The sequence below is a fragment of the Streptomyces aurantiacus JA 4570 genome, from assembly GCF_000414115.1.
Lineage (GTDB): Bacteria > Actinomycetota > Actinomycetes > Streptomycetales > Streptomycetaceae > Streptomyces > Streptomyces aurantiacus_A.
In genome coordinates, this window is sequence record NZ_AOPZ01000492.1 from 1 (window position 1) to 26,268 (window position 26,268).

Sequence of the window (26,268 nt, forward strand, 5' to 3'; positions counted from 1 at the left end):
GGCGCCGGTGGCGGCGACGAGTCCGGTGGCGCCGACCGCGCCGGCGGCGGCGAGCAGGCTGCGCCTGGCGACGGACGAGGACGGCGGCTTCGGCGCGGGCGGTGCGGACGGCTCGGCAGACATGGTCACTCCAAGGCACAGGCGTCGGCTGGGTGGTGACCCGCACCTTCCGTGAGTAACCCGTTAACCAGAACCCACCCCGGACGACGAATTCCGCACCTCCCACCCCCGATCCCCGTCCGTACGATGTCCGCGTGCCGGACAGCGGACCCACCCTCGCCGACATCGCGCGCGCCGCAGAGGTGTCGACCGCGACGGTCTCGCACGCGCTGAACGGCACCGGCCGCCTGTCCGACGCGACCCGGCGCCGCGTCCGCGCGACCGCGACCGCCCTCGGCTACGGCGCCCCGCGCCGGGGATCGCGCACCCGCACGCTCGGCATCGCCGTCACCACCTTCCCCGGCCCCTGGAACTACACCGAGATCGCCTACTTCGCCCGCGCCGTCACCGCGGCCACCGCCGCCGCCCACGCGCACGGCTACGCGCTCACCACGCTGCCCGCCGACCGCGTCGCCGACGCCGCCTGGCACACGCTCGCCGTCGACGGCATGCTCATCGTCGACAGCCCGCCGGGCGACCCGATGGTCCGCGCCCTGCGCGCCCGCGACATCCCGCTCGTCTTCGACGGCGTCCCCGGCGACGTACGCGCGAGCGACCACTGGATCGACAACGACCACACCGCCACCACCCGCGAGGTCCTCGACCACCTCACGGCCGCGGGCGCCCGCCGCATCGCCCTGCAGTCCGGCAGTGGCGCCGAGTCGTACGCCCGCACGGTGACGGCGGCGTACGAGGAGTGGTGCGCGGAACACGCCGTGGCGGCGCGCGCCGTGCCGTTCGACGCGGCCGACCCCGAAGGCCGGGCCTTCGACGACCTGCTCACCGGCACCGGCAGAGACACCGGCACGGGCACCGGCACCCGCACCGACCGCGCCGACGCCGTCTACGCCGCGTACGACCCGGGCGGCCGCCAGCTCCTCGCCGCCGCGCGCCGCCACGGCCTGCGCGTCCCGGAGGATCTGCTGCTGGTGTGCGCGAGCGAGGATCCCGGGTACGCGGAGACCGAACCTCCCGTCACCACGGTGAGCCTCAACCCGGAACGCACGGCCCGCGCGGCCGTGGACCGCCTGGTCGCCCTGGTCGAGGGCACGCACCCGCCGGCGCCCGGACCCACCTCGGTCCCGGCGGCACTCCGCGTGCGGGCTTCGTCACAGGGCAGGGCGCAGCGGGGCGCGCCTCGTCGCGGCGGCGGGTGATGTACTAGAGTTATCTCGACATCGAGATATCTGCCGAGGCGTGCCGCAGCCGTACGCATCGCCAGTCTGACGGTAAGGGTTACCTAACTTAGCCTTACCTTAGCGGATGGGCGAGAAGTTGTGGCGGCAGGATGCGGTGGACTGCGCACATATATGAAGGAGACTGTCGTGTCGGCGAACAGCTTCGACGCCCGCAGCACGCTGCGCGTGGGCGACGAGTCGTACGAGATCTTCAAGCTGGACAAGGTCGAGGGCTCCGCCCGCCTTCCCTACAGCCTGAAGGTTCTCCTGGAGAACCTGCTCCGCACCGAGGACGGCGCGAACATCACCGCCGACCACATCCGCGCGCTCGGCGGCTGGGACTCCCAGGCGCAGCCGAGCCAGGAGATCCAGTTCACGCCGGCCCGCGTGATCATGCAGGACTTCACGGGTGTCCCGTGTGTCGTGGACCTCGCCACCATGCGTGAGGCCGTGAAGGCGCTCGGCGGCGACCCGGCGAAGGTCAACCCGCTCTCCCCGGCCGAGCTGGTCATCGACCACTCCGTCATCGCCGACAAGTTCGGCACCGCGGAAGCCTTCGGCCAGAACGTCGAGCTGGAGTACGGCCGCAACCGCGAGCGCTACCAGTTCCTGCGCTGGGGTCAGACCGCGTTCGACGACTTCAAGGTCGTCCCGCCGGGCACCGGCATCGTCCACCAGGTGAACATCGAGCACCTGGCCCGCACGGTCATGGTCCGGGGCGGCCAGGCGTACCCCGACACCCTCGTCGGCACCGACTCGCACACCACGATGGTCAACGGCCTGGGCGTGCTCGGCTGGGGCGTCGGCGGCATCGAGGCCGAGGCCGCGATGCTCGGCCAGCCGGTCTCCATGCTCATTCCGCGCGTCGTCGGCTTCAAGCTGACCGGCGAGCTGAAGCCGGGCACCACCGCCACCGACCTGGTGCTCACGATCACCGAGATGCTGCGCAAGCACGGCGTCGTCGGCAAGTTCGTCGAGTTCTACGGCGAGGGTGTGGCCGCGACCTCCCTGGCCAACCGCGCCACCATCGGCAACATGTCGCCGGAGTTCGGCTCCACCGCCGCGATCTTCCCGATCGACGACGAGACCCTGAAGTACCTGCGCCTGACCGGCCGTGACGAGCAGCAGGTCGCGCTCGTCGAGGCGTACGCCAAGGAGCAGGGCCTCTGGCTGGACCCGGCCGCCGAGCCGGACTTCTCCGAGAAGCTGGAGCTGGACCTCTCCACGGTCGTTCCGTCGATCGCGGGGCCGAAGCGCCCGCAGGACCGCATCGTCCTCGCGAACGCCGCCGAGCAGTTCAAGCAGGACGTCCGCAACTACGTGGACAGCGTGGACGAGGCGGGCCAGGAGTCCTTCCCGGCCTCCGACGCCCCGGCCGTCGCCCCGAACGGCGCCCCGTCCAACCCGGTCCTCGTGACCGCCCCCGACGGCTCGACGTACGAGCTCGACCACGGCGCGGTGACGGTCGCGGCCATCACCTCCTGCACCAACACCTCGAACCCGTACGTGATGGTCGCCGCCGCGCTCGTCGCGAAGAAGGCCGTCGAGAAGGGCCTGACCCGCAAGCCGTGGGTCAAGACCACGCTCGCCCCGGGTTCGAAGGTCGTCACCGACTACTTCGACAAGGCGGGCCTGACCCCGTACCTGGACAAGGTCGGCTTCAACCTCGTCGGTTACGGCTGCACCACCTGCATCGGCAACTCCGGCCCGCTGCCGGAGGAGGTCTCCAAGGCCGTCAACGACCACGACCTCGCGGTCACGTCGGTCCTCTCCGGCAACCGGAACTTCGAGGGCCGCATCAACCCCGACGTCAAGATGAACTACCTGGCGTCCCCGCCGCTGGTCGTCGCGTACGCCCTCGCGGGTTCGATGAAGATCGACATCACCACCGAGGCCCTGGGTGCCGACCAGGACGGCAACCCGGTCTTCCTCAAGGACATCTGGCCGACCGAGGCCGAGGTCAACGACGTCGTGGCCAACGCCATCGGCGAGGACATGTTCAACAAGTCCTACCAGGACGTCTTCGCGGGCGACGCCCAGTGGCAGGCGCTGCCGATCCCGACCGGCAACACCTTCGAGTGGGACACCGAGTCGACGTACGTCCGCAAGCCCCCGTACTTCGAGGGCATGACGATGGAGACCACCCCGGTCTCCGACATCGCGGGCGCCCGCGTGCTCGCCAAGCTCGGCGACTCGGTCACCACCGACCACATCTCCCCGGCCGGTGCCATCAAGGCCGACACCCCGGCCGGCCAGTACCTCACGGAGCACGGCGTGGCCCGCCGCGACTTCAACAGCTACGGCTCGCGCCGCGGCAACCACGAGGTCATGATCCGCGGCACGTTCGCCAACATCCGCCTGCGCAACCAGATCGCGCCGGGCACGGAGGGCGGCTACACCCGCGACTTCACCAAGGAGGACGCGCCGGTCTCCTTCATCTACGACGCCTCCCGCAACTACATCGACCAGGGCATCCCGCTGGTCGTGCTCGCGGGCAAGGAGTACGGCTCCGGTTCGTCCCGTGACTGGGCCGCCAAGGGCACCGCGCTCCTCGGCGTCAAGGCCGTCATCGCCGAGTCGTACGAGCGCATCCACCGCTCGAACCTCATCGGCATGGGCGTCCTGCCGCTGCAGTTCCCGGAGGGCCAGTCCGCCGCGTCCCTCGGCCTGACCGGCGAGGAGACCTTCTCCTTCACCGGCGTCACCGAGCTGAACAACGGCACCACGCCGCGCACGGTCAAGGTCACCACCGACACCGGTGTGGAGTTCGACGCGGTCGTCCGCATCGACACCCCGGGTGAGGCGGACTACTACCGCAACGGCGGCATCATGCAGTACGTGCTGCGCTCGCTGATCCGCAAGTAGGCGACGGCACACACGAGTTGAGGGCCGCACCCCAGGGCAGGGGGTGCGGCCCTCTTGTTCGTACGGTCAGCCCAAGGGGAGGCTCTTGACGGCCGACAGGAGCGGGATCTGGACGTAGTCGCCGTTGCCGGGGCCGCAGACGGGCCTGGTGTCGGCGGTGTTGGAGACGTTCGTCCCGGTCGCGTACCGGGTGTCGGGAGCCGTCACCACGCTGGTCAGGTGGCTCTTGAGCCGCTCGGAGTAGTACACGCACTGGTGCAGGTTGAGGTGGCGGCCCGCGTTCAGGTCCAGGGCCTTGGCGCCCGAGAGCCCCGGGTTGGGTAGGTGGCTGCCGTTGCCGGGGCCGCAGGTCGGCCTGGTCTCAGGGGTGTTGGAGACCTTGGTGCCGGTGGAGTAGCGGCCGTCGCCGCTCGGGGGCAGCGGCCGTCGCCGCTCGGGGTCACCAGCGTGGTGAAGCGGTCGGTGCTCGCGCTCCGGTAGTAGTCGCACTGCTGGAGGTTGAGGTAGCGCCCCGCGGCGAGGTCCAGTGCCTTGACGCCGTGCAGGAGCGGGATGGGTACGTGATTGTCGTTGCCGGGGCCGCAGTCGGCCCTCGTGTCGGCCGTGGCGGAGCGCTTCGTGCCGGTGGAGTAGCGGCCGTCGCCGGCCGGTGGAGTAGCGGCCGTCGCCGCTCGGGGTCACGAACGTGCTGAAGTGGTCGTCGAGTGAGCTCGCGTAGTACGAGCACTGGTGCAGGTTCAGATATCCGGAGGCGGCGGGTGCCGCCTCCGAGCCCTCCGGCCCCTGCGTCGCCGCCGGGGCCGGTGCGGCCGTGCCCATGAAGGCGCAGGCGCCGACCGCCGCGGCGAGCATCGGCCGCCATGCGCGTCTGGCCGTCCATCGCGTCATTTCCGTGGTCCTCCCGCTCTGGTTCTTGCGTGCTGCAAAGCTCGCAGGAGCGGGGGTCGGCTGGTATCCCGAGTTCTGGGGATTGACCGGCGCGCGCGACGTACCTGACGAGGTGACCGGGCGCGGCACCGGCGCCGCGGGCGGCCTGAGGGGTCGGCTACGGCCCGAGCCGGACTCCGCGGGCCTCGGCGATGACGTCCAGGGCTTCGATGTGCCAGCCGTAGAAGTGCGTGGCCGCGCGGCAGAACGCCAGCACGTGCTCGTGCGCCTCGTCGGTGCCGATCTTCAGCAGGGCGCGTACGGCGGCCTCGCGGATTCCGAGCCACATGTCCGTGGCGAGGACGGCGGCCAAGGGCGCGACGCACTCGGGGGTGGCCCGCTCGCTCAGGGCGGCGGACGCAGCCTCCCGCGCCGGGCGTGACGTGGCGAGCCGTCCCTCGCCGGGCCTGGTGGACATGGCCTTCCGTGTCGGGGGTGACGTGGCGAGCCGGCCCAGGACGGCGGTCGCCTCGGCTTCGGGGCGGACGGCGAGCGCCGTGACGAGCCGGTCGGCGAGGTCCTCGCTCAGGTCGTCCGCGATGTCGGCGAGCGCGACGAGGACGGGCAGCGCCGGGGCGCCGATCCGGCCCAGGGCGTGCAGGGCGGCACGGGCGATATCGGGCTCGGTGCCGTGTGGTTCGGCGCTGAGCGTGACGAACTCCCCGAGTGCTTGCGCGGCCTCCGGCACGGGGAACCCGCCCAATGCCGCCACCGCCCGCCCCCGCACCGCCTCGTGCGGCGAGCGCGCGCAGGCGAGCACCACCGGCAGGGTGTCCGGGTCACCGATCAGGCCGAGGGCGCGCACGGCGCGGGCGCGCAGGGTGCCGGGTTCCTCCTCGTCGTCGGCCAGGGTGGCGAGGGGCGCGGCGGCCTCCAGGAGCCGTAGGGCGCCGAGCGCGTCCACGACGGCCGTGCGTACCGCCGTCGGGGCCGTGTCGTCCGCCAGGGCGGACAGCAGTTCCGAGGCGGCCACCGGGTGCCCGATGGCCCCCAACGCCCGTGCTGCTCCGCACCGTTGGGCCACGGAGAGGTCCGTGCCGGTGAACAGGTCCAGGAGCTTTCGGAGCGGCGGCTCGGGGAGCCGGGCGACGAGGTCCGCCACGGTGTCGCTGAGGGGCGCGTCGTCCAGCGCCGCCAGCAGGGCCTCGCTCGCCTCGGCTCCCGCGTACGAGGCAAGGGCTCCGGCGGCGGCCCGGCGCACGGTGGGTGCCTTCGACTCCCGCAGGTGGTGCCGGAGCAGGGCGCGGTGCTCGTCGCGTTCCGGTACGTCTACGTCGAAGAGGTCGGGCTCTGCCGCTATGTGGGCGCAGACGGCAGCCACGGCGTGGGGCGGGGCCTCGGGATCGTGAGGGGTGCGTGACGCCCGGCGGAGCACGTCCCACAGGTGGTCCCGGCCGTCCCCGGTCCTGGCGAGCAGGGCGGTCGCGAGGCGTGCCGTTTCGGGGTCCGGGTCGAGCTGCGGAGGGCGGAGGAGCTGTTCGACGGGCGGCCACTGGTGTGTGGGCGGCCAGTCGGCGTCGGGCAGCGCGTGCAGCGCCGTGACCGCGGCCCGGCGCAGGTGGGTGCCCGGGGCGGGGGAGTGCGCGAGGACGAGGAGGGCGGAGGCGGCGCGCGGGTCCCCGATCGCGCCGAGCGTCCGCACCACGCGTTCCGCGCGCTCGGGCAAGTACTTCCAGAGCGCGGCGAGGAGCGGAGTCACGGCCTCCGGAGCACGCAATGCGGCCAGCGCGTCGAGCACCCGCACCGTCCAGTATCCGCGGCCGGTCGCCAACTGGTCGCACAGATCGACGAGTCCACGCACTACCTCTGGTCCACCGATGGCGACCAGGGCGTCGACCACTGGCTCGTCCAGCTGCTCGCGACTGTGACGCGACTCGGCCAGCATCCGCAGCAGCTCGGGAACCGCGCCGTGCTCCCGCAGATCCCCCAGGGCCTTGGCGGCCTGCCACCGCGGCCCGCGCCGCAGGCAGGCGAACAGCGTCTCGACGGCCTCCGGCGAACCCGTGCTGCCGCCCAGCATCTCGGTGGCGCTCAGGCGGACGTCAAGAACCTCCGACCGCGTGGCCCGGCACAGACCCGCGACATCACCGTCCATGCGCATGCGCACCAGATCGGCGACCGACGACGCCTGCTCCACTCAGGCCACCCCGCCCTCGGGCACCCGGTCCGACATCGCCACGTACAGCGGTGTCCCGACGACGATCGTCAGCTCCCGTCCGTCCTCCTGCGTCACGGTGCCGCGCATCAACTGCCGCGCCAGGAACTCGCAGTACATCGGCGGCACCGTCAACGACTCGGCGACGCGGAGCACGTCGTGCGTCACGCTCTCTCGATCCGGCATCGCGAACCGCGAGCGGACATTGAACTGGCCCTCCCACTCGGGCGGCGTGTCCTGGAGCAGCCGGAAGATCGACGGCAGCCCCGAGAAGCCGACCCGGTGCATGTCGGGCGCCGCCTGATAGCCGATCAGGTGGTGCGCCGACCCGATGAGCGCGACGACCGTGTCGCCGTCGCGGCCCGTCATGAGCGTCGGGCCGTTCGCGTCGCCGCCGTACCCCGCGATCCGCAGCCCCAGGTCCCCCCGGAACCAGGCTGAGGGCTCCGACATCCAGCTGACGTCGAACTCCCGGTCCAGATAAGCCTCTACGAGGTCGAGCCGGTCGTACGTACTCGTGTCGGCACGCGGCGACTGCACGGCCACGCTCACGACCTTCAGGTCGACCTTGGCCTCGACGGCGAGCCGCCGCAGCAGCTTGGGCGGGATCTGCCCGTACAGCATGTCCACCTTGGCGGTGGAGACGTAGAGGTAGTACCGCATGCGCGGCCGTCAGGCGCGGGGCCGCTGGGGGAGCGCCAGGAAGGCGGCCCAGGCGGCGGGGCCGACTTCGAGGCAGGCGCCGCCCTCGCCACTGCTGTAGCTGGACTTGAACCGCTCAAGCGCGGTGCTGCCGCTCATCGCTCTCCTAGCAACCGTCCAACAGGGCTTTGTGTCCTCGACGTTGAGGGCCTCCGACGGCAGCTTCGCACACTTGTGGGCCAGGATCGCCACCTCGTCCGGCAACGGTGATCAGGTGGCTTCCACGGTGGCGCGGCGCGGGGGCCCCGCCTCCCGCCTTCGCACGGTCAGAACTCCAGCAGTGCGGCGAGATCGATCTCGACGGGGAAGGGCAGCTCGGTGCTCAGCTTGTCGTGGTGCACGGGGTGCATGGGGGCGGGGATGTACGTCCGGGTCTCGGCGTGCTGCCAGTACTCGTGCACTGCGAGACGGTTGTCCCGGTCGAGCTCCACACGCCAGTAGCACGCCACTTTGGCGTCGGCGAAGAGCGCGGGCGTGAGGATGCGGTCATCGTGACGGGAGCCGGGGGGTCCTCTCGCGAACCACGACCACTCCGTCCGCAAGTTCCCAGTCGAAGGGCAGTTCCAAGTGTTTGACCTGGTCGAAGGTCCAGCCGTCCGCAGGCGGGAACATCCAGGTCTCCTCGGTCGCGTGCCCCTGCCGGTTTGTGGTCATGGGTGCGAGTGTGGACGCGGGTGCGCGCGGTGGTCTCATGTACGACGGTTCCGTCCCCCGAAATGAGTCCCCGGCCGCGCTCACCCCCATACGGGCATCCTCACCCCCGGGCAGGTTCCGGTTCCGGTACGTCTCCGGCCGCAGCGGGCCCAGGGGCCGGCTTCTCCCCCTCGATGTCCACGTGCGGCAGCACCCGCTCCAGCCACCGCGGCAGCCACCACGCCCCGTCCCCGACCAGGGCGAGCACAGCCGGTACGAAGGTCATGCGGATCACGAACGCGTCGATGAGGACGCCGAAGGCCAGGGCGAAGGCGATGGGTTTGACGATGGCGTCGTCCATGGAGACGAAGCTCGCGAACACCGCGAACATGATCAGGGCCGCCGCCGTGACCACGCGGGCCGCGTGCCGCGCGCCGAGCCGCACCGCGTCCCGGGCCCGGCCGGTGCGGGTGTACTCCTCGCGCACGCTGGAGACGAGGAACACCTCGTAGTCCATGGCGAGCCCGAAGAGGACGGCCATCAGGACGATGGGCAGGAAGCTGACGACCGGCCCGGTGCGGGCGACCCCCAACTGGTCGGCGAGCCAGCCCCATTGGAAGACGGCGGCCACCGCGCCGAAGGACGCGGCCACGGACAGCAGGAAGCCGAAGGTCGCCTTCACCGGTACGACGAGGCTGCGGAAGACCAGGAGGAGCAGGAGGAGGCAGAGGCCCACCACCACTGCCGCGAACGGCAGCAGCGAGTCGCCGAGGCGGTCGGAGACGTCGACGCCGACGGCGGTGCTCCCGGTCACGGAGACCGCCGCGCCGGTCCGGTCGTGCAGCTCGGGGGCGCGGTCGCGGAGCCGGTGGACGAGGTCCTTGGTGGCTTCGTCGTCGGGTCCGGTCTCCGGCACGACCTGGATGATGGCGTCGGCCGACCCCTTGGCGGGCCGGGGAGGGGAGACGGCCGCCACGCCTGGTTCCTGCTTCAGCTCGGCGGCGATCCGCGCCGCCGCCTCGCGGCCCCGCGGTGCGGCCGCGTCGTGGCCGGAGGGCTGGGCGAGCACCAGGAGAGGGCCGTTGAAGCCGGGCCCGAAGGCATCGCTGACGGTGTCGTACGTCTGCCGTTGTGAACTGCCGGACGGCGCCGAGCCGTTGTCCGGCAGGGCCAGACGCAGATCCTTGGCGGGCACGGCCACGGCGGCGAGGGCCGCCACGGTCGCGAGCACGGTGAGCAGCGGCCTGCGCGTGGCGGTCCGCACCCATCGCTCACCCCAAGTGGGCGCGGATTCCGCCTCGTTCGCGCGGCGTGCGGCGCGGGAGCCGGGCCGTGGCGCGAGGCGTGTCCCCGCGAAGCCGAGGAGCGCGGGCAGCAGGGTGACCGCGACGAGGACGGCGACCAGGACGGTGGCCGCCGCGCTCAGGCCCATGACGGTCAGGAACGGGATGCGGACCACGGCGAGCCCGGCCAGGGCGATGACGACGGTGAGCCCCGCGAAGACGACGGCGCTGCCGGAGGTGCCGTTGGCGCGGGCGGCGGACTCCTCGGGGTCCATGCCGTCGGCCAGCTGGGAGCGGTGGCGGGAGAGGATGAACAGGGCGTAGTCGATGCCCACGGCGAGGCCGAGCATCAGGGCGAGGGTGACCGCGGTCGACGAGATGCCGACGGCGCCGGTCACCGCGAGCAGCCCGCACAGCCCGACCGCGACCCCGACGAGGGCCGAGAGCAGGGGCATCCCGGCCGCGAGCAGCGAGCCGAAGGTGAGCGCGAGGACGACGAGCGCGACGACGGCGCCCACCGCCTCCTTGGCGCTGACGGAGACGCCGCCGCTGCCGTAGGCGTTGCCGCCGACGGTCACTTCGAGGCCGTCCTCGGAGGCCCGGTCCGCGGCCTTCTCCAGGGCGGGCAGCGCGTCGGAGCGCAGCGCGGAGCGGTCGGCCTCGTACTGGGCCTGGGCCAGGGCGGTGCGGCCGTCCGCGGAGACGGTGCCCGCGGCGGCCGGGTCGACCACGGCGGCGACCTGGGGCGCGCGCCCGACCTCGGCGAGGGTGCGTGTGACGACGGCGGCGTACGGGGCGTCGGTGACCTTCTTGCCCTCGGGGGCGGTGAAGACGAGCTGCGCGCTGGTGCCGGCGGCCGCGGGGAACTCCTCGGCCATCGTGTCCAGGGCCCGCTGGGACTCCGAGCCGGGGATGGAGAACTCGTCGTCGAGCCCGCTGCCGAAGGCGGTGAGACAGGCGATCGCGGCCGCGAGCACGGCGAGCCAGAGGGACAGGACGAGGCGGCGGCGTCGGAAGGCGGTGCGGCCGAGCCGGGCGAGCAGAGAGGCCATGGCGCTCCTAGGGCTCCTGGGCAGGACAGTGCTGGTCGGCGCCGGTCCGATACGGGCGTCGGGCCGCGCCGACAAAGTGTCATGACTGACAGGTTTGCCAGCGTAGCGGAAGTGTCAGGGGTGACACTTTGCGGACGCGTGTGCCAGACTGCCGCTGTGACCACGGTCGGACGGCGGGAGCGGCACAAGGAGCGCACGCGCAAGGCGCTCCAGGAGGCGGCCCTGCGCCTCTTCGAGGAGAACGGCTTCGAGGGGACCACCGTGCGCGACATCGCGGTGGCCGCCGGTGTCACGGAGCGCACGTTCTTCCGGTATTTCCCGTCCAAGGAAGACCTGGTTCTCGGCGAAGTGCTCGAAATCATTCCGCCGCTGTGCAGGCATATCGCCGAACGCCCCATGAGCGAGCCGCCGTTCACCGCGGTCCTGAATGCCTTGTTCGCCTTCGCCGACACGCGCGTGACGAGCCTCGGCATTCTGTTCAGCGGCGAGCCCGCGCGCTTCTTCACCAATCCCCGCCCCACCCGCTCGGTGCTTTTCGAGTTCGAGGACGGCGTCGCCGACGCGCTGCGCGAGCGCCTCGCGGCCGACGATCCCGGCCGCGACGGCGAAGCCCGGGAGGCGGCCGGGCTGCGCTCCTCGGTGTACGCCAGAGCCGCTGTGGCCGCGCTGCGCAGCGCCCTCCTCGCGCACTCGGCGCTCCCCGAGGAGAGGCGCACGGCAGGGGAGATCGACCGGCTCCTGCGCGCGGCGTTCGCGGTGCTCGAAAACGGCGACTGCCGCTAGAACACGCCTGCTCGTAAACGCCCGCACGCCGCGGTGGGTAAAGCCTGCACGCTTCGGTTGGTAAACGCCTGCGCGCCGTCGTCGAGCGCGCTTCTCCGAGGAATTCCAGTCATCGTATGGAGTTCATCAAGGAGACACTTTCAACGCACAACCAGTTGTTAGTCTACCCGTCAGTAGCAGTCGGCTGCATCTCCTATACCGCCTATAACGTAGGGGGAAGTACGTCATGACCACCCAAAACCCTGCCGCCGAGGTGAGTTCAGCACGGAGCGACTTCCGCAGTTATGTCGAGGCGATCCTCGATGTGCTCGCGGACGACCCCGCACGGTCCCTCATCACCACCGCCGACGGCCGGCAGATCACCGCCGGGGCATTCCGCGACAGCGTTCACCGCATGGCGCGCGAGCTGGCCGCCCGGGGCATCGGGCGCGGCACCACCGTGTCACTGCTGTCCCGGAACCGGCCCGAGGTCCTCGCCGCGCGGTACGCCGCCAACCTGCTCGGCGCCCGCCTCGTCTTCCTGTACGACGGCATGGCGCCGGGAACCCTCGCCCACGTCGCGGAAAGCGTCGACACGGAGCTGCTCCTGCTCGACCCCGATCTCGCGGACGCCGCCGAGCGTCTCCTCTCCCACACCCGGCCCCCGCACGTCCTCTCCCTCGGCCCGGGCCCGTACGGCGAGGACCTGCTGGCGCTCTCCGCCCGCCGGGACGCCGGGCCCGTGCCGAGCGCGGCCCGCCCCGACGACGACTGGTGCATACGCCACACCGGCGGAACCACCGGCGTCCCCAAGGGAGTTCGCATGGCCCACGGTCCCTACAAGGACGTGCTCGCCTTCGGCTCCGTCTTCGCCGGTGAACCGCCCCGCTTCCTGGCCGCCACCACCCTGGCCCACGTCGCGGGCAACATCGCCGACGCCACCTTCATGGCCGGGGGCTCCGTGGTCCTCCAGCACTCCTTCGACGCGGCCGAGGTGCTCGCCGCCGTCGAGCGCGAGCGGATCACCCATCTGTGGCTGCTGCCCCCGCTGCTGTACCGCCTGCTCGACCATCCCGCCCTGGGCACCACCGACCTGAGCAGCATCCTGCGGATCTCCTACGGCGGATGCGCCGCCTCGCCTTCGCGGCTGCGCCAGGCCCACGAGGTCTTCGGCCCCGTCCTGTTCGGCGGGTACGGCCAGTCCGAGGTCGGCCACGTCACGGTCATCGGCCCGGACGACCACAAGGACATGCCCCAGGAGGGGCAGGCCACCGTCGGCCGGGTGATCCCGGGCGTCGAGGTCGCCATCCACGGCGAGGACGGAACTCCCCTGCCCGCGGGGCGGGTCGGCGAGATCCGGGTCCGCTCCGGGCAGGCCATGACCGGCTACTGGGAGCAGCCGGAGCTCACCGCCGAGGTGCTGCGCGAGGGGTGGATCCACACCGGCGACATGGGCCACCTGGACGAGGAGGGCTTCCTCTACATCGCCGACCGGCTCAAGGACATGATCATCGTGGTGGGCGGCCACGTCTACACCCACGAGCTGGAGGACCTGCTGCACACCCACCCGGCCGTCGCCCACTGCGCGGTGTTCGGCGCGCGCGGCGCGGACGCGGGCGAAGAGGTGCACGTCGCGGCCGTCCCCGCGGCGGGGCAGGAGATCGCCCTGGACGAGCTGCGGGACTTCGTCACCCGGCACAAGGGCACCATGTACGCGCCGGCGCGCCTGCATCTGCTCACGGAGATCCCGCTGACCCCCGTGGGCAAGCCCGACAAGAAGCAGATCCGGGCGACGCTCGGCGCCTGAACGGGCCCCGCCGGACGGACGGCGGCCCGCACCCCCGCCCCACGGGACAGGAACGTGCGGGCCGCCGCGGCACCGCGTCAGCGCAGCAGCTCCACCTCCGAGAGCGTGCCCCGCCCGCCCGTGAACACCAGGCGGTACTTCACATACGACCCGGGCTCGCTCACCGTGAACGGCCGGGTCTGCCTGTCCCAGGCGAAGGACTGGCCCGACCGCTTGTCGACGGTCGACCACTTCTCGCCGTCGCGGGAGCCCTGGAGGACCCAGCCGCGCGGGGCCTTGGCCTTGTCGGCCGAGGTGAGCGTGTACTGGACGGCCTTGGTGCGGCCCTGCACCGGCAGCACGACGGACGCCGCATCGGCGTACGTCGACGAGGAGTTGTCGAACAGCTCGCCCTCCACCTTGAGGGCGTCCTTACGCGGCGACGGCACCTTGTCGTCGTCCGTCACGGACACCGGCTGGGCGTTCTTGCCGGTGCCCCACGAGGACGGCTTCGGGCCCATGTCGAACTCCAGGACCCCGCCGCGGGCGATCTCCTTGTGCGGCAGCGCGGTCGACTTCCACGTCTTGCCGTTGACCTTCAGCCCCTGCACGTACACGTTCTTCGCGCTGTTCCCGGGGGCCTTCACCACCAGGTCCTTGCCGTTGTCCATGTGCAGCGTCATCTTCGTGAACTGCGGCGAGCCGATGGCGTACTCACCGCTGCCCATGACCAGCGGATAGAAGCCGAGCGCCGAGAACAGATACCAGGCCGACTGCTCGCCGTTGTCCTCGTCGCCGTGGTAGCCCTGCCCGATCTCGCTGCCCGTGTACAGGCGGGACATGACCTCGCGGACCTTCTCCTGCGTCTTCGAGGGCTGCCCGGCCGCGTCGTACATGTACGCGGCGTGGTGGGCGACCTGGTTGGAGTGCCCGTACATGCCCATGCGTACGTCACGGGCCTCCGTCATCTCGTGGATGACGCCGCCGTACGAACCGGCGAACTCGGGCGACGCGGTCTCCGGGGTGGCGAAGTACGTGTCGAGCTTCTTCGCGAGCCCCTTGCGGCCGCCGTACAGGTTGGCGAGGCCGCGCGAGTCCTGCGGGGCGGTGAACGCGTACCCCCACGCGTTGGTCTCGGTGTAGTCGTGGCCCCATACGCGCGGGTCGAACTTGTCGGACGGGACGCGCCAGTCGCCCTTCTTGCTCTTGCCCTGGAAGAACCCGGCCTTGGAGTCGAAGAGGTGCACGTAGTCGCGGGCGCGGTTGAGGAAGTACGCGGACTCCTCCTTGTAGCGCTTCTCGCCCGTCTTCTTGTAGAGCGCCTGGCCCATCTTCGCGATGCCGTAGTCGTTGAGGTAGCCCTCAAGTGCCCACGACAGGCCCTCGTGGGTCTCGCTGGGGGTGTAGCCGAGGAAGGGCGAGGTGCCCATGCCCTTGCGGCCGTAGCCCGGCTTGTCCGGCGCGACGGTCGCGTTCTTGACCGCCGCGTCGTACGCCGACTTCGCGTCGAAGCCCTTGACGCCCTTCACGTACGCGTCGGCGAACGCCACGTCGGAGGACGTGCCGGTCATCAGGTCCGCGTAGCCCGGCGAGGACCAGCGCGACGTCCAGCCGCCGTCCTTGTAGTGCTGCACGAAGCCGTCGACCAGCTCGCCCGCCTTCTTCGGGGTGAAGAGCGAGTAGGCGGGCCACGTCGTGCGATACGTGTCCCAGAAGCCGTTGTTCACGTACGGCCTGCCCTCGACGATCTTCGCGCCGGTGTGCGTGGGCGTGTCCGGGCCGGTCTGCGGGGAGAACGGCGACGCGTACTTGTGCTTCGAACCGACCTTCTCGAAGCCGGAGTTGGGGTACAGGTAGAGGCGGTACAGGCTGGAGTACAGGGTCGTCTTCTGGCCCTCGCTCGCGCCCTCCACCTCGACGCGGCCGAGGATGTCGTCCCACTTGTCCTGCGCCCGCTCCTTGACGCGGCCGAACGACGTGCCCGCCGGGATCTCCTCGTCCAGGTTGTCCTTCGCCTGGTCGACGCTGATCAGCGAGGTGGCGAGGCGCAGCGAGACACTGCGGTCCTTGCCGGGCTTGAAGCGGAGATATCCGGTGGCGTCGGTGGTGCCGCCGCCCGTCAGCTTGCCGCCGTCCGTGACCGGGCTGTCGAAGGTGCCGTACACGAACAGGCGCGTGGCACCCGTGGACAGGCCCGACTTCACGTCGGAGTAGCCGGTGACGACGCCCTTCTCCTTGTCGAGGGTGAGGCCGACGTTGTGCTTGGTGTCGCCCGTCTTCTCGATGTTGTCGAAGACGATGCTCGCGTCGTCACCGGGATAGGTGAACTTGAACATGGCCGCGTGGTCGGTCGGCGTCATCTCGGCCTTCAGGCCGTTCTCGAACGTCACGCCGTAGTAGTGCGGCTTCGCCGTCTCCTTCTCGTGCCTGAACGGCAGCGCCCGCTTCGCGCGGTCCGCTTCCGGGGTGCCCTTCGCCGCCGACGGCATCACCTGGAACGTCTGCCGGTCGCCCATCCACGGGCTCGGCTCATGGCTCGCGCTGAACGCCTGCACGGTCGGCAGGTTGTCGTCGTTGTTGCCGCGCGCGTAGTCGTACAGCCAGCTCACGGAGCCCGCGTTGGTCACCGGCGTCCAGAAGTTGAAGCCATGCGGGACGGCCGTCGCCGGGAAGGTGTTGCCGCGCGAGAAGCCGCCGCTGGAGTTCGTGCCGCGCGTGGTCGAGGCGTAGTCGGAGGGGCGCGCCTTGGGCTTCGCGGGCGGGGTCTCCTTCAGCGACACGTCGTCCAGCCAGCCCCGGAACTTCGCGGGGCCCTTGGGGGAGTCGTAGCCGACGAGGATCCGGTCCACCGTCTTCCCGGCGGCGACGTCACCGATCCGCCCGACGACGTCGTTCCACTGGTTGACGTACAGCACCTTCGCGTCGCCCTGCCCGCGCGGGGTCAGCGGGAAGCCGTGCTGGTCGGTGGCCTTGAGGTCACTCAGATAGGTGCCGTCCGTGAAGGCCAGGTCCACGGCGACGTTCGTGGCGTCGTAGTCCAGGTCGCCGTCCGCCATGGACGGGAAGACGCGGTACGACAGCTCGGTGTCGCGCCGCACGTCGACGTTCACGTCGAAGACCTTGTTGTACGAGAAGCCGCGCTCCTTGGCCGTGTGCGTGCCCGCGTACCGCAGCGCCTGCCTGCCGGTGAACCCGGCGCGCGCCTTGGCGGTCGGGGACCCGGCGGGGCCCCGGTCGATCAGGCTCAGCATGTCCTCGGGCGGGGCCGGGGTGTCGCTGCCGCCGACGGAGAGCTGCACGTCGGCGAGTTGCAGCGCGTCGCTCGCGCCGTTGTTGGCGGTGATGTCCAGACGGAAGTGGGAGTACGCGACGGTGTTCTCGAAGTCGTACTTCTTCGTCGTGAACGGGCTGGCGAACTTCTCGCCCTTCCGGCTGTCGAGGTCCTTCCACTCCTTGCCGTCCGTCGAGCCCTGGAGCGTCCAGTCCTTCGGGTCGCGCTCCTGGTGGTCGTTGGCGGAGGTGAGCGCGTACGTCACCACCTTCGCGGGCTCGTCGAGCTCGAACTCCACCCAGCCGGTGGGCTTGAAGGTGAGCCACTTCGTCGACTGCTCGCCGTCGACCAGCTTCTCCTTGGTCTCCCCGGCGCCCGCGTTCTCGCCGCTCGCCCGCACGTCCACGACGTGGTCGTTCACGCTCCCCGGAATCCCGGAGCTGAACCCGCCGTTGACCCCGCCGGCCTTCTTCTTGCCGTCGGCGCCCGTCTCGACCGTGTTCAGCCAGTCCGGCTGCGCGTCGTCCTTCTCGAACGAGGAACTGAACTCCCGCTCCGCCCGCGGCGCCTCCTCCGGCCCGGCCACGGCCACCCCCTGCGAGGCGGCAAGCACCGCGAGGGCGGTGAGGCCGACGGCGGCGGCCGGGGCACGGCGCCCGAGCCCTCCGCGGCGTCTGTGTCGAGGTCTGTGTCCCATCCCCTGAGTCCCCTCCAAGCACCTGCTGGACAACGTTGTCAGTGGTTGCGCAGGGTCCAGTAGGGCGGTAAGTGGGCAGTGGTGTCAAGGGTGTTGCGGGGCCGACCGGGGTCAGGTGAGGAAGCGCTCCACTTCCTGGGCGCGATGGTCCATCTGGTCGCTGATGCCCTTGGCGACGTCGGCGACGAGGCGGTCCACTTCGCCCGGGTCCAGGCGGGCGTTGTTCAGGGTGGTCCTGATGAGCTGGCGGGCGGCGAGTTCGGCGCCTTTCGGCAGGCCCAGGACGACGACCGCCGCGGCGGCCGCGGCGCCGACCTTCGCCGGTGTCACGCCGCCGCGCAGCGTGCGCTTCAGGAACGCGAGGCCCACCCCTGGCACCGTCGTGGCCGCGGACAGCACCGCCTGTGAGCCGCGCAGCGCCCGCCACAGGGCACGGATCCGGCGGCTGATGGCGGTGCCGATGATCCCGGGCAGGGTGATCTCCAGTGCGAACTGGTCGTCACGGATGCCGTAGGCGCGGCAGATGTCGAGCACCGGCGGGACGAGTGCCCCCTCCAGCCTGGTGCGCAGGTCGGCCAGGGCCGCGTCCATCCCGGTGAGTTCGCGGATGAGGGCGTCGAGGCTCTCCCCTTCCGCGTCCTCGCGCTCCGCCCGTTCCAGGAGGCGGGTCAGGAGGTTCTGCTTGACCTGCTCGAACGTGGTGATCAGGCCCGCGCGGATCACCTCTTCGAACTCAAGGCGGTCCTTGAGCACCTGGATGTCGCGGCGGAACCGCGCCACGTTGACGCTGTGCCGCCCGATGCTGGCGAGCCCCCGGGTCACCGACAGGGAGGGCTCCTCGTCGTCCTCGACGGTGGCCTGCGGGAACGCGGCGGCGCACAGTTCGCGGACGACGGGCATGCGGGAGCCGCCGCCGGTGAGGACGACCAGCTCGGGGCCGGGCGGCCCGAGGTGGCCGCGTACCTCCGTCAGTGTCTCCGCGAAGCGATCGGCCCAGCCGCCCGGCGCCCGGACGACGCGCTCGCGCACGTCGATCCCGCGTAGCCGTTCCACGCCCAGGGTGATCAGCGGGACCAACTCGGGGGCGCAGCCGGACTCCATGTGCTGCAGGTGCAGATCCCCTCGGGTGAACTGGGCCTCCTTGGCCCGGCGGCAGACCAGCATCAGCATGTCGGGGCCGCCGTCCCGGCCCAGGGCGTCGGTGAACTCCGGGGAGTTCTCGAAGTCCTTCCGCACGATCCGGGCGAGGGCGGCATCGATCTCGCGGCAGCCCAGTTCGGCGCCGACGGGCAGGTTCCGCGGCTTCAGGTCCTCCACGACGGTGAAGTCGGTCGTGGAGGAGCCCACGTCGACGACGAGGACCCGGTCGAGTCCGCCGCCGTCCCGGCGCTTCGCCCTGCGGTCCCGGACGTGTACGAGGGCCGACTGGGACTCCGCGACCAGGCGCACCGGCACGTCGATCGCCCCGAGCTGCCGCAGGTATGCGGCCACGGAGCTGTCGTCCCAGCCGGCGGGGTGGCCGACGTACACCACGCAGTCCTCTCGCACCTCCGGTTTCGCGGTGAAGAACTCCGCCAGGAACAACTGGGCGAACTGCACCGCCTTCAGGTCCGTGTGCCCGTGGCGATTCTTGAAGTTGACGCTGAAGTGCACGCCGTTCTTGGCGAGGACGGCCGTTTCGCCGATGACGTCGCGATAGCCGAGGTCCTGCGCGGGGGTCTCGCCCGCCGGATCGCCGCTCTGCTCGGGCACGCGCCCGAGCGCGGTGACGATGCTCGCGCCCTCTGTCCCACGGAAATAGCTCTTGGCCGAGGTCCGCCCGGCCGTCGGCAGCCAGCACAGGGAGCTCTCGCCGTCCCCGAGGTCGAGGCCGACGGCGTAGCCGACGTCGTGCTCCAGGTCAGGCGTCATGTCCCGGCCTCTCTCCGACGGTTCCTTCGGAGGTGAAGACGGCGGAGGGCGCCACCCCGCCGTTCATCGTGCCGCCGGTCACCGTGAGCACCTGGGTCAGGAGCCTGATCTCGGTCGGGGTCGGCGGATCGGGGAACTCGAAGCCCCCGCGCCGGTGCGCGACGGCCGCGAGCAGCCGCCGCACCCCCGGATTCTCGGCGGCCAGCGCCATGTCCTGGCCGCTGAGTTCCGTCTTGGCGAACTCGGCGTCGTCGTAGCGCCGCCAGACGTCGGGGTCGGACTGGAGCGCGGTGAAGAAGCCCGGGTGTTTCATGCGCAGGGCGAGCAGGGTGCCCGCGTGCAGCAGCAGTCGGTGCGAGGGCGGATCGTCCGGGTTGAGGCGCAGCGTCATGGCCGTCAGGTTCAGTCCGTTGACGAAGCGGCGGACGCGGCGCGGGTTGGCCTCGAAGGCGACCTCGGTCAGCTCCCACAGCTCGCGCGAGCCCGAGAGGCCGGTGTCGGTGATCTTGCCCTGGAGGTGGCGGACGATGGCCTCGAAGGAGACGCCCGGCAGGTGGTACGGGAAGTTGATGAGCTTTTCCAGGTACTGGCGGCCGCGCGCCTCGTCCGGCTTCTCGTTGTTGAAGCGCCGGGCGGCCGCCTCCGCGACCACGTGGTAGTCCATGGCAAGCACGAACACGCAGGACGCCTCGCCGAGGAAGAGCTTGAGGGAGTCCAGGACGGTGATCGCCGCGTCCGGAGTACAGCGGTCGAGGTCGTCGACGAACAGCACGAGCCGCCCGCCGCCGGTGTAGGTGCCGACCACGTCCTTGAAGTCCTGCTCGAAGTGGTTGACGTGCTGATAGGTCTCTGTACCCGGCTCGGTGAGGGCGGCCTGCGCGGCGTTCACGTCGTCGGCGGTGACGGCGCCCGCCGTGAGCGGTCCCGCGGCCCGGCGGGCGAGGAGCCAGGCCGCTGCCCGGCTCAGCCGTCGGACGGTCTCCAGGGCGCCGGCCATCCGCTCGCGCAGGGCGAGGTCCCCGGACTGCCGCCGCCGCTCCAGCTCCTGGGCGATCTCGGTGAGCACGCTCTGGATCAGGGCGTGCCAGATCTCGTCCTTCCTGTCGTACTTCCAGGGGTTGAACCACACGGTCGGTACGTCGCTTTTGTTCAACAGGTCCTGGCAGACCTTCATGAAGCTCGACTTGCCCATGCCCCAGGGCCCGAAGACCCCGATGGTCAGCGGCAGGCCCTCGGTGGTGGTGATCGCCGAGCAGAGCACCTCGGCGTGTGCCCGGAATCCGAAGCGGTCCCCGTCCGCGTCCGGGATCGGGTTGTCGGTCAGCAGCATGAGCCCCCCTCACGCGCCGCAACGAATCAGCCAGCATGACTGATTGCCATCGGCATATCACTCATGGTGCCCGAACCGGCCGTACTGCGAGCGGAGTTCGCCGAAGTGCCCGGAAATGCCGACCGCGCCGGGGGCGCTTGGAAAGCGCCGGTTCGATTTGAGATTGGTACGGACTTTTATGGCGCCCGAGAGGCCCCCGCGCCGTACGCTTCGGCGACTCCCGGCGTCGTACCCAAATGCCCCCGCGGGCAGCGCGATACGTGTATCCGAACCGGAGATGCGGCGCGTCTCGCCGAGGTCTCAACTCGGAAAAGCCTGCAGTCCAAACCTGCATTCGATCTTGCTAGGCCGACCGTGAGTGGACTATACCTGTCGGCGTCCGTACTCCCTGGGCCGCCCCGGATCGACCAGCCGCGGCGGCCGTTCCACCGGCGCCGGACACACCCCGCACCATCGCACGACATCCCGCACCATCGCACGACCCCAGCTTCACAACTCCGCGGTGCCGGGGAGGTTCCGGTTCACCGCCTGAGTCCTGGAAGAAGGCGAGGACTTGAGCATGGGATCCACCCCTGGGACCTCCGGCAGGCCCACCGCCGGCGGCGTCGGCCGCCGCGATCTGATCAAGCGCGCGGCCGCGCTCGGCATTATCTCCGTACCGACCATGAGCTTCCTGTCGGCGTGCGCCTCCGGCGGCGGCGGTGACAACGACAAGGCCAAGACGGTCAAGAAGACGAAGGACAACCCCTTCGGCGTCGCCAAGGACAACGACCTCGACGTCTTCATCTTCAAGGGCGGCTACGGCGACGCCTACGCCAAGGCGTGGGAGGCGTCGTACGAGAAGAAGTACGGCGGCTCCGTGGCCCACAGCGGCGAACAGGACGTCACCGGAAAGCTCCAGCCCCGGTTCAACAAGGGCAATCCGCCGGACGTCGTCGACGACTCCGGCTCCAAGAAGATGAAGCTGGACACGCTGCACAAGGAAGGTCACCTCACCGACCTCACGCAGCTGCTCGACGCGCCGTCCATCGACGACCCGAGCAAGAAGATCCGCGACATCATGCTGCCGGGGACGATCGAGCAGGGCACCTTCGGCGGGAAGTTCCACGCGCTGTTCTACGTGTACGCGACCTGGGGCCTCTGGTACTCCAACAAGCTGTTCAAGAAGCACGGTTGGAAGGTCCCGAAGACCTGGGACGAGCTCCTGGACATCATGAAGGACGCCAAGTCCAAGGGCATCGGCGGCCTCGCCCACCAGGGCAAGTACCCGTACTACATGAACATCGTGATCATGGACCTGATCGCCAAGACCGGCGGCATGGACGCCGTGAAGGCGATCGACAACCTCGACAAGAAGGCATTCGTCGGCAACCCGGCCGCCGAGCGCGCCATCGAGGCGGTGTACGAGATCGTGGAGAAGGGCCTGCTCATGCCGGGCACCAACTCCCTGGAGCACACCGAGGCCCAGACCAAGTGGAACGAGTACAAGGCGGTCTTCATCCCGTCGGGCTCCTGGCTGGAGAACGAGCAGGCCAAGCAGACGCCTGACGACTTCGAGATGACCTTCCTGCCGCTGCCCCTGCTGCCCGGCTCCAAGATGAAGCTGCACGCCCTGCGCACCGGCGCGGACGAGCCCTTCATCGTGCCGTCCAAGGCGAAGAACGTGCAGGGCGGCCTCGAGTTCCTGCGCCGGATGCTCTCCAAGGAGGGCGCCACCGCCTTTGCCAAGGAGGCCAGTTCGCTGTCCGTGCTCGGCCCGGAGTACGTCGACGAGAGCGTGCAGCTGCGCCCCGGCATCAAGACCGCGCTCGCCGCGGTCGACGCCTGTCCGGTCGACGAGCGCTTCAACTTCCGCTACTCGGAGTGGTACGGCGAGCTGGACGTCGCGATCCAGAACGCCACCGGTGAGCTGATGGCCAAGCGCATCACGCCCAAGAAGTGGCTCGAGCGCTGCCAGGCGGCGGTCGACAAGGAAGCCAAGAAGAACCCGGACACGAAGCGGAAGTAGTCGTCGCGGAAGCAGTCGTCGTCATCCGCCGGCCGGGGCCGGGCGGCACGGCCGGGCCGGGCGCCGCCCGCGCCCCGGCCGGCGGTGCGGCCCCGCATCGGCACGGCCACGGCAAGGCCAGGAGCAGGGTGCCGTGATTTCCGGGGGACAACCCCCGGGCCCCCAGCCGTAACAGCAGGTCGGCCGGATTCACCGGCGCACCACCATGAGGTGAACCTCAGTATGCATCGGAAAAAGTACCCGTTCATCGCGGGATTTCTCATTCTCCCCGTCGGGCTCTATGTATTGCTGGTGATCTGGCCCTACATCCAGACCATCAGCTACTCCTTCACCGACTGGAGCGGCGCCTCCCAGAACTTCAATTTCGTCGGCTTCGACAACTACACGGAACTGGCGAAGGACGACGTCTTCGTCAAGGCGCTGCAGCACAATGCCCTGCTGCTCGTTCTGGTGCCGACCCTGACGATTCTGCTCTCGCTGTTCTTCGCCTTCATGGTGAATGTGGGCGGCCGCGGCGGAGCCGGCGGAGTGTCGGGCGTCAAGGGCTCCGGCTTCTACCGGATCATCTTCTTCTTCCCGCAGGTCCTCTCCATCGCCATCCTCGCCATCCTCTTCAAGGCGGTCTACCGGGGCGACGACTCGGGCCTCATCAACGGCTCGCTCCAGGCGATCGGCCTCGGTGACAAGAGCAACCCCACGGAGTGGCTCAACGACCCCGACCTGGTCCTGTGGTGCATCATCTTCGTGATGGTCTGGGCCGGCGCGGGCTTCTACATGGTGCTGTTCTCGGCCGCCATGCAGTCCATCCCCAAGGACATCTACGAGGCGGCGCTGCTCGACGGCGCCGGGCGGCTCCAGACCTTCTTCCGGGTCACGCTGCCGCTGCTCTGGGAGACCATCCAGACGGCCTGGGTGTTCCTCGCGATTCTCTCCATGGACGCGTTCCTGCTCATCTCCACCCTCACGTCGCAGGACTTCGGCGGTGGCCCCGACCACAGCAGCGAGGTCATCTCGACGTACCTGATGCGCAACTTCCAGACGTACAGCAAGAGCGGGTACGCCTGCGCCATGGGTGTGGTGATGCTGCTGCTCACCCTGATCGTGTCCATCGTCACGCTGCGGCTCAGCCGCCGTGACCGCATCGAGTTCTGAGGGAGGCGCGAGCGATGACGGCTCCCGCGACTCAACCCCCGGTCACCAAGGTCAAGGTGCCCGGCCAGCGCGGCGGCGGACGCGGCCCCGGCAAGGACGGCATGGAGGGCAGGACGCTCAACGCCTTCTCGCACGGCTTCCTGGTGCTGTGGGCGGTCATGATCGTGCTGCCGCTGATCTGGATCCTGCTCGGCAACTTCAAGACCGACTCCCAGATCAAGTCCAGCGCCTGGACCTGGCCCACCGAGTGGACCTTCGACGCCTTCCAGCGCGGCTGGGAGAAGGGCGTCGGCGACTATCTCCTGAACACCCTGATCGTGATGGTCGTCTCCGTCCCGCTGACCATGCTGCTCGGCGCGATGGCGGCCTACGTCCTGGCCCGCTACGACTTCGTCGGCAACCGGTTCGTGTACTACTTCTTCGTCGCCGGGTCGATGTTCCCGGTGTTCCTGGCGCTCGTACCGCTCTACTTCATGGTCGACCGGCTCGGCATGCTCAACACGTACCAAGGACTGATCCTGGTGTACGTCGCGTACTCGCTGCCGTTCACCGTGTTCTATCTGCACTCGTTCTTCCGCACCCTGCCCACGGCCGTGCACGAGGCGGCCGTGATCGACGGGGCCTCGCACACCCGGGTGTTCTTCCAGATCATGGTGCCGATGGCGAAACCCGGTCTCATCAGCGTCGGGATCTTCAACGTCCTCGGGCAGTGGAACCAGTACATCCTGCCGCTGACCCTGATGCAGAAGCAGAGCGGCGGCGACGAGGACCGCTCGATGCTCGCCCAGGGCCTGGTGAGCCTGATGAACCAGGGAAACTACGAGACGGACCTGCCCGCCCTGTACGCGGGCATGACCATCTCCATGATCCCGGTCCTTGTGGTGTACCTCTCCTTCCAGCGGCAGGTGCAGTCCGGCCTCACGGCGGCCACGATCAAGTGACGGCCGCCACGATCAAGTAGTCGAACGCGATCATGTGCATGGAACGCCCCGTACGCGGGGCGTTTCCTGTGCGTGGTGTGACCGCCTGGATTTTCGTCAAGGACTTGACTGCGGTAACACCTTCAGCAGAGCTTGGAGTTCACAACTTGTACGGGCGGCGACGGCGCCGTCCGCCATAGGCGGGAGTGGATGAGTCGATGGAGACTCCGGGGTCGCAGTCGTCACTGCACCGAGCAAATCTCGAGCGGGTCGTGCGCGCGGTACGGCTCGCGGGGTCGCTCACGCAGGCGGAGATCGCCAGGACGACGGGCCTGTCCGCCGCGACGGTATCCAACATCGTCCGGGAACTGAAGGACGGCGGCACGGTCGAGGTCACGCCCACGTCCGCGGGCGGCCGCCGGGCCCGCAGCGTCTCCCTGAGCGGCGACGCGGGCATGGTCATCGGCATCGACTTCGGCCACACGCACCTGCGCGTCGCGCTCGGCAACCTCGCCCACAAGGTGCTCGCCGAGGAGTCCGAGCCGCTGGACGTGGACGCCTCCGCGGCGCAGGGCTTCGACCGGGCCGAGCGGCTTGTCGGCAGGCTGATCGAGGCGACCGGCGTGGACCGCTCGAAGGTCGCGGGCGTCGGCCTCGGCGTGCCCGGACCCATCGACGTGGAGTCCGGCACCCTCGGCTCCACGTCGATCCTGCCGGGCTGGGCGGGCACCAAGCCCGCCGAGGAGCTCAAGGACCGGCTCGGCGTGCCCGTGCACGTCGACAACGACGCCAACCTGGGCGCGCTCGGCGAGCTGGTCTGGGGGAGCGGCCGGGGGGTCAAGGACCTCGCGTACATCAAGGTCGCGAGCGGTGTCGGCGCCGGTCTGGTGATCAGCGGCCGGATCTACCGGGGGCCCGGCGGCACGGCCGGGGAGATCGGGCACATCACCCTGGACGAGTCCGGGCCCGTCTGCCGCTGCGGCAACCGCGGCTGCCTGGAGACCTTCGCCGCCGCCCGGTACGTGCTGCCGCTGCTCCACTCCAGCCACGGCAGCGATCTGACCATGGAGCGCGTGGTGGCCCTGGCCCGCGAGGGGGACCCCGGCTGCCGCCGGGTGATCGCCGACGTCGGCCGGCACATCGGCAGCGGTGTCGCGAACCTGTGCAACCTGCTGAACCCCAGCCGGGTCGTCCTGGGGGGCGCCCTGGCGGAGGCCGGTGAGCTGGTCCTCGCACCCATCCGGGAGTCCGTGGGGCGCTATGCCATCCCCAGCGCGGCCCGCCAACTGTCCGTACTTCCCGGGGCACTTGGCTCGCGCGCGGAGGTGCTCGGGGCGCTCGCCCTCGCGCTCAGCGAGATGGGGGATTCAACCCTTTTGGACGGGAGCCTGACGTCCCCGGCACCTGCCTTCACTTAGATAACGCATGGCACCGTTGTCATCTCGTTAAGGATTTACTCCTTGACGCGTGTCGGGTG

Annotated in this window: 18 protein-coding genes; 8 read left to right on the top strand and 10 right to left on the bottom strand. The window is 70.2% G+C overall.

Translation table 11 applies throughout. The annotated features are described in order from the left end of the window. The first annotated feature begins 254 nt into the window (after positions 1-254). Both STRAU_RS35765 and acnA read left to right on the top strand, forming a co-directional pair. Positions 255-1,316 (top strand): LacI family DNA-binding transcriptional regulator, encoded by a 1,062-nt coding sequence (locus tag STRAU_RS35765; RefSeq protein ID WP_016645271.1) that lies wholly within the window; start codon positions 255-257, stop codon positions 1,314-1,316. Positions 1,317-1,484: 168 nt separating this feature from the next. Next, a complete protein-coding gene (gene acnA / locus STRAU_RS35770; RefSeq protein WP_037664133.1) occupies positions 1,485-4,202 on the top strand; it encodes an aconitate hydratase AcnA in 2,718 nt (905 codons plus the stop codon). 66 nt (positions 4,203-4,268) lie between these two features. On the opposite strand, the gene STRAU_RS35775 is transcribed toward acnA, so the two are convergent. From STRAU_RS35775 to STRAU_RS35800, 7 genes are all read right to left on the bottom strand, one after another. Continuing rightward, complete coding sequence (locus STRAU_RS35775) at positions 4,269-4,691, bottom strand: hypothetical protein (protein WP_037664135.1); 423 nt, start codon at positions 4,689-4,691, stop codon at positions 4,269-4,271. A 556-nt stretch (positions 4,692-5,247) separates the two neighbouring features. Then, a complete protein-coding gene (locus STRAU_RS35780) occupies positions 5,248-7,266 on the bottom strand; it encodes a HEAT repeat domain-containing protein (RefSeq protein ID WP_016645274.1) in 2,019 nt (672 codons plus the stop codon). Then, positions 7,267-7,947 (bottom strand): DUF7019 family protein, encoded by a 681-nt coding sequence (locus STRAU_RS35785; protein WP_016645275.1) that lies wholly within the window; start codon positions 7,945-7,947, stop codon positions 7,267-7,269. Positions 7,948-7,956: 9 nt separating this feature from the next. Beyond that, the gene (locus STRAU_RS44280; protein WP_016645276.1) at positions 7,957-8,085 is read right to left on the bottom strand and encodes a DUF397 domain-containing protein; all 129 of its coding nucleotides are present in this window, start codon (positions 8,083-8,085) and stop codon (positions 7,957-7,959) included. A 167-nt stretch (positions 8,086-8,252) separates the two neighbouring features. Beyond that, complete coding sequence (locus STRAU_RS44285) at positions 8,253-8,387, bottom strand: hypothetical protein (protein WP_259300084.1); 135 nt, start codon at positions 8,385-8,387, stop codon at positions 8,253-8,255. An 85-nt stretch (positions 8,388-8,472) separates the two neighbouring features. Next, entirely contained in the window at positions 8,473-8,640 is a 168-nt protein-coding gene (locus STRAU_RS44290; protein ID WP_016645278.1) for a hypothetical protein, read from the bottom strand. A 100-nt stretch (positions 8,641-8,740) separates the two neighbouring features. Continuing rightward, complete coding sequence (locus tag STRAU_RS35800; protein ID WP_016645279.1) at positions 8,741-10,954, bottom strand: MMPL family transporter; 2,214 nt, start codon at positions 10,952-10,954, stop codon at positions 8,741-8,743. Positions 10,955-11,110: 156 nt separating this feature from the next. Between STRAU_RS35800 and STRAU_RS35805 the strand changes: the two genes are divergently transcribed. Together STRAU_RS35805 and STRAU_RS35810 are read left to right on the top strand one after the other, a co-directional pair. Further along, positions 11,111-11,737, top strand: coding sequence for a TetR/AcrR family transcriptional regulator (locus STRAU_RS35805; RefSeq protein ID WP_016645280.1), 627 nt, complete (start codon positions 11,111-11,113; stop codon positions 11,735-11,737). 226 nt (positions 11,738-11,963) lie between these two features. Beyond that, positions 11,964-13,523 (top strand): AMP-binding protein, encoded by a 1,560-nt coding sequence (locus STRAU_RS35810; RefSeq protein ID WP_016645281.1) that lies wholly within the window; start codon positions 11,964-11,966, stop codon positions 13,521-13,523. Positions 13,524-13,600: 77 nt separating this feature from the next. Here the strand turns inward: STRAU_RS35810 and STRAU_RS35815 are convergent, their stop codons facing one another. The 3 genes from STRAU_RS35815 to STRAU_RS35825 all read right to left on the bottom strand — a co-directional run bounded on the left by STRAU_RS35815 (position 13,601) and on the right by STRAU_RS35825 (position 20,711). Further along, a complete protein-coding gene (locus STRAU_RS35815) occupies positions 13,601-17,470 on the bottom strand; it encodes a GH92 family glycosyl hydrolase (RefSeq protein WP_078621722.1) in 3,870 nt (1,289 codons plus the stop codon). A gap of 111 nt (positions 17,471-17,581) precedes the next feature. Continuing rightward, on the bottom strand, positions 17,582-19,381 hold the full coding sequence (locus STRAU_RS35820) for an Hsp70 family protein (protein WP_016645283.1): 1,800 nt from the start codon (positions 19,379-19,381) through the stop codon (positions 17,582-17,584). After that, positions 19,371-20,711, bottom strand: coding sequence for a KAP family P-loop NTPase fold protein (locus STRAU_RS35825; protein WP_016645284.1), 1,341 nt, complete (start codon positions 20,709-20,711; stop codon positions 19,371-19,373). Before STRAU_RS35825 ends, STRAU_RS35820 begins: the two co-directional genes overlap by 11 nt. A 559-nt stretch (positions 20,712-21,270) precedes the next feature. On the opposite strand from STRAU_RS35825, the gene ngcE reads away from it, so the two are divergent. From ngcE to STRAU_RS35845, 4 genes are all read left to right on the top strand, one after another. Next, positions 21,271-22,719: an N-acetylglucosamine/diacetylchitobiose ABC transporter substrate-binding protein gene (gene ngcE / locus STRAU_RS35830; RefSeq protein ID WP_016645286.1), complete on the top strand. Its 1,449-nt coding sequence runs from the start codon at positions 21,271-21,273 to the stop codon at positions 22,717-22,719. 222 nt (positions 22,720-22,941) lie between these two features. After that, complete coding sequence (locus STRAU_RS35835; protein ID WP_037664143.1) at positions 22,942-23,871, top strand: carbohydrate ABC transporter permease; 930 nt, start codon at positions 22,942-22,944, stop codon at positions 23,869-23,871. A gap of 14 nt (positions 23,872-23,885) precedes the next feature. Then, entirely contained in the window at positions 23,886-24,812 is a 927-nt protein-coding gene (locus STRAU_RS35840; protein WP_016645288.1) for a carbohydrate ABC transporter permease, read from the top strand. 197 nt (positions 24,813-25,009) lie between these two features. Next, positions 25,010-26,209: an ROK family transcriptional regulator gene (locus STRAU_RS35845; protein ID WP_037664144.1), complete on the top strand. Its 1,200-nt coding sequence runs from the start codon at positions 25,010-25,012 to the stop codon at positions 26,207-26,209. The last annotated feature ends 59 nt before the right edge of the window (positions 26,210-26,268 follow it).

Coding starts and splice junctions, on each gene's coding strand:
- STRAU_RS44280 (WP_016645276.1), bottom strand. CDS start 8,085: ATGAGCGGCAGCACCGCGCTTGAGCGGTTCAAGTCCAGCTACAGCAGT.
- STRAU_RS35835 (WP_037664143.1), top strand. CDS start 22,942: ATGCATCGGAAAAAGTACCCGTTCATCGCGGGATTTCTCATTCTCCCC.
- STRAU_RS35825 (WP_016645284.1), bottom strand. CDS start 20,711: ATGCTGCTGACCGACAACCCGATCCCGGACGCGGACGGGGACCGCTTC.
- STRAU_RS44290 (WP_016645278.1), bottom strand. CDS start 8,640: ATGACCACAAACCGGCAGGGGCACGCGACCGAGGAGACCTGGATGTTC.
- STRAU_RS35810 (WP_016645281.1), top strand. CDS start 11,964: ATGACCACCCAAAACCCTGCCGCCGAGGTGAGTTCAGCACGGAGCGAC.
- STRAU_RS35785 (WP_016645275.1), bottom strand. CDS start 7,947: ATGCGGTACTACCTCTACGTCTCCACCGCCAAGGTGGACATGCTGTAC.
- STRAU_RS35845 (WP_037664144.1), top strand. CDS start 25,010: ATGGAGACTCCGGGGTCGCAGTCGTCACTGCACCGAGCAAATCTCGAG.
- STRAU_RS35800 (WP_016645279.1), bottom strand. CDS start 10,954: ATGGCCTCTCTGCTCGCCCGGCTCGGCCGCACCGCCTTCCGACGCCGC.
- ngcE (WP_016645286.1), top strand. CDS start 21,271: ATGGGATCCACCCCTGGGACCTCCGGCAGGCCCACCGCCGGCGGCGTC.
- STRAU_RS35815 (WP_078621722.1), bottom strand. CDS start 17,470: ATGGGACACAGACCTCGACACAGACGCCGCGGAGGGCTCGGGCGCCGT.
- STRAU_RS35820 (WP_016645283.1), bottom strand. CDS start 19,381: ATGACGCCTGACCTGGAGCACGACGTCGGCTACGCCGTCGGCCTCGAC.
- STRAU_RS35840 (WP_016645288.1), top strand. CDS start 23,886: ATGACGGCTCCCGCGACTCAACCCCCGGTCACCAAGGTCAAGGTGCCC.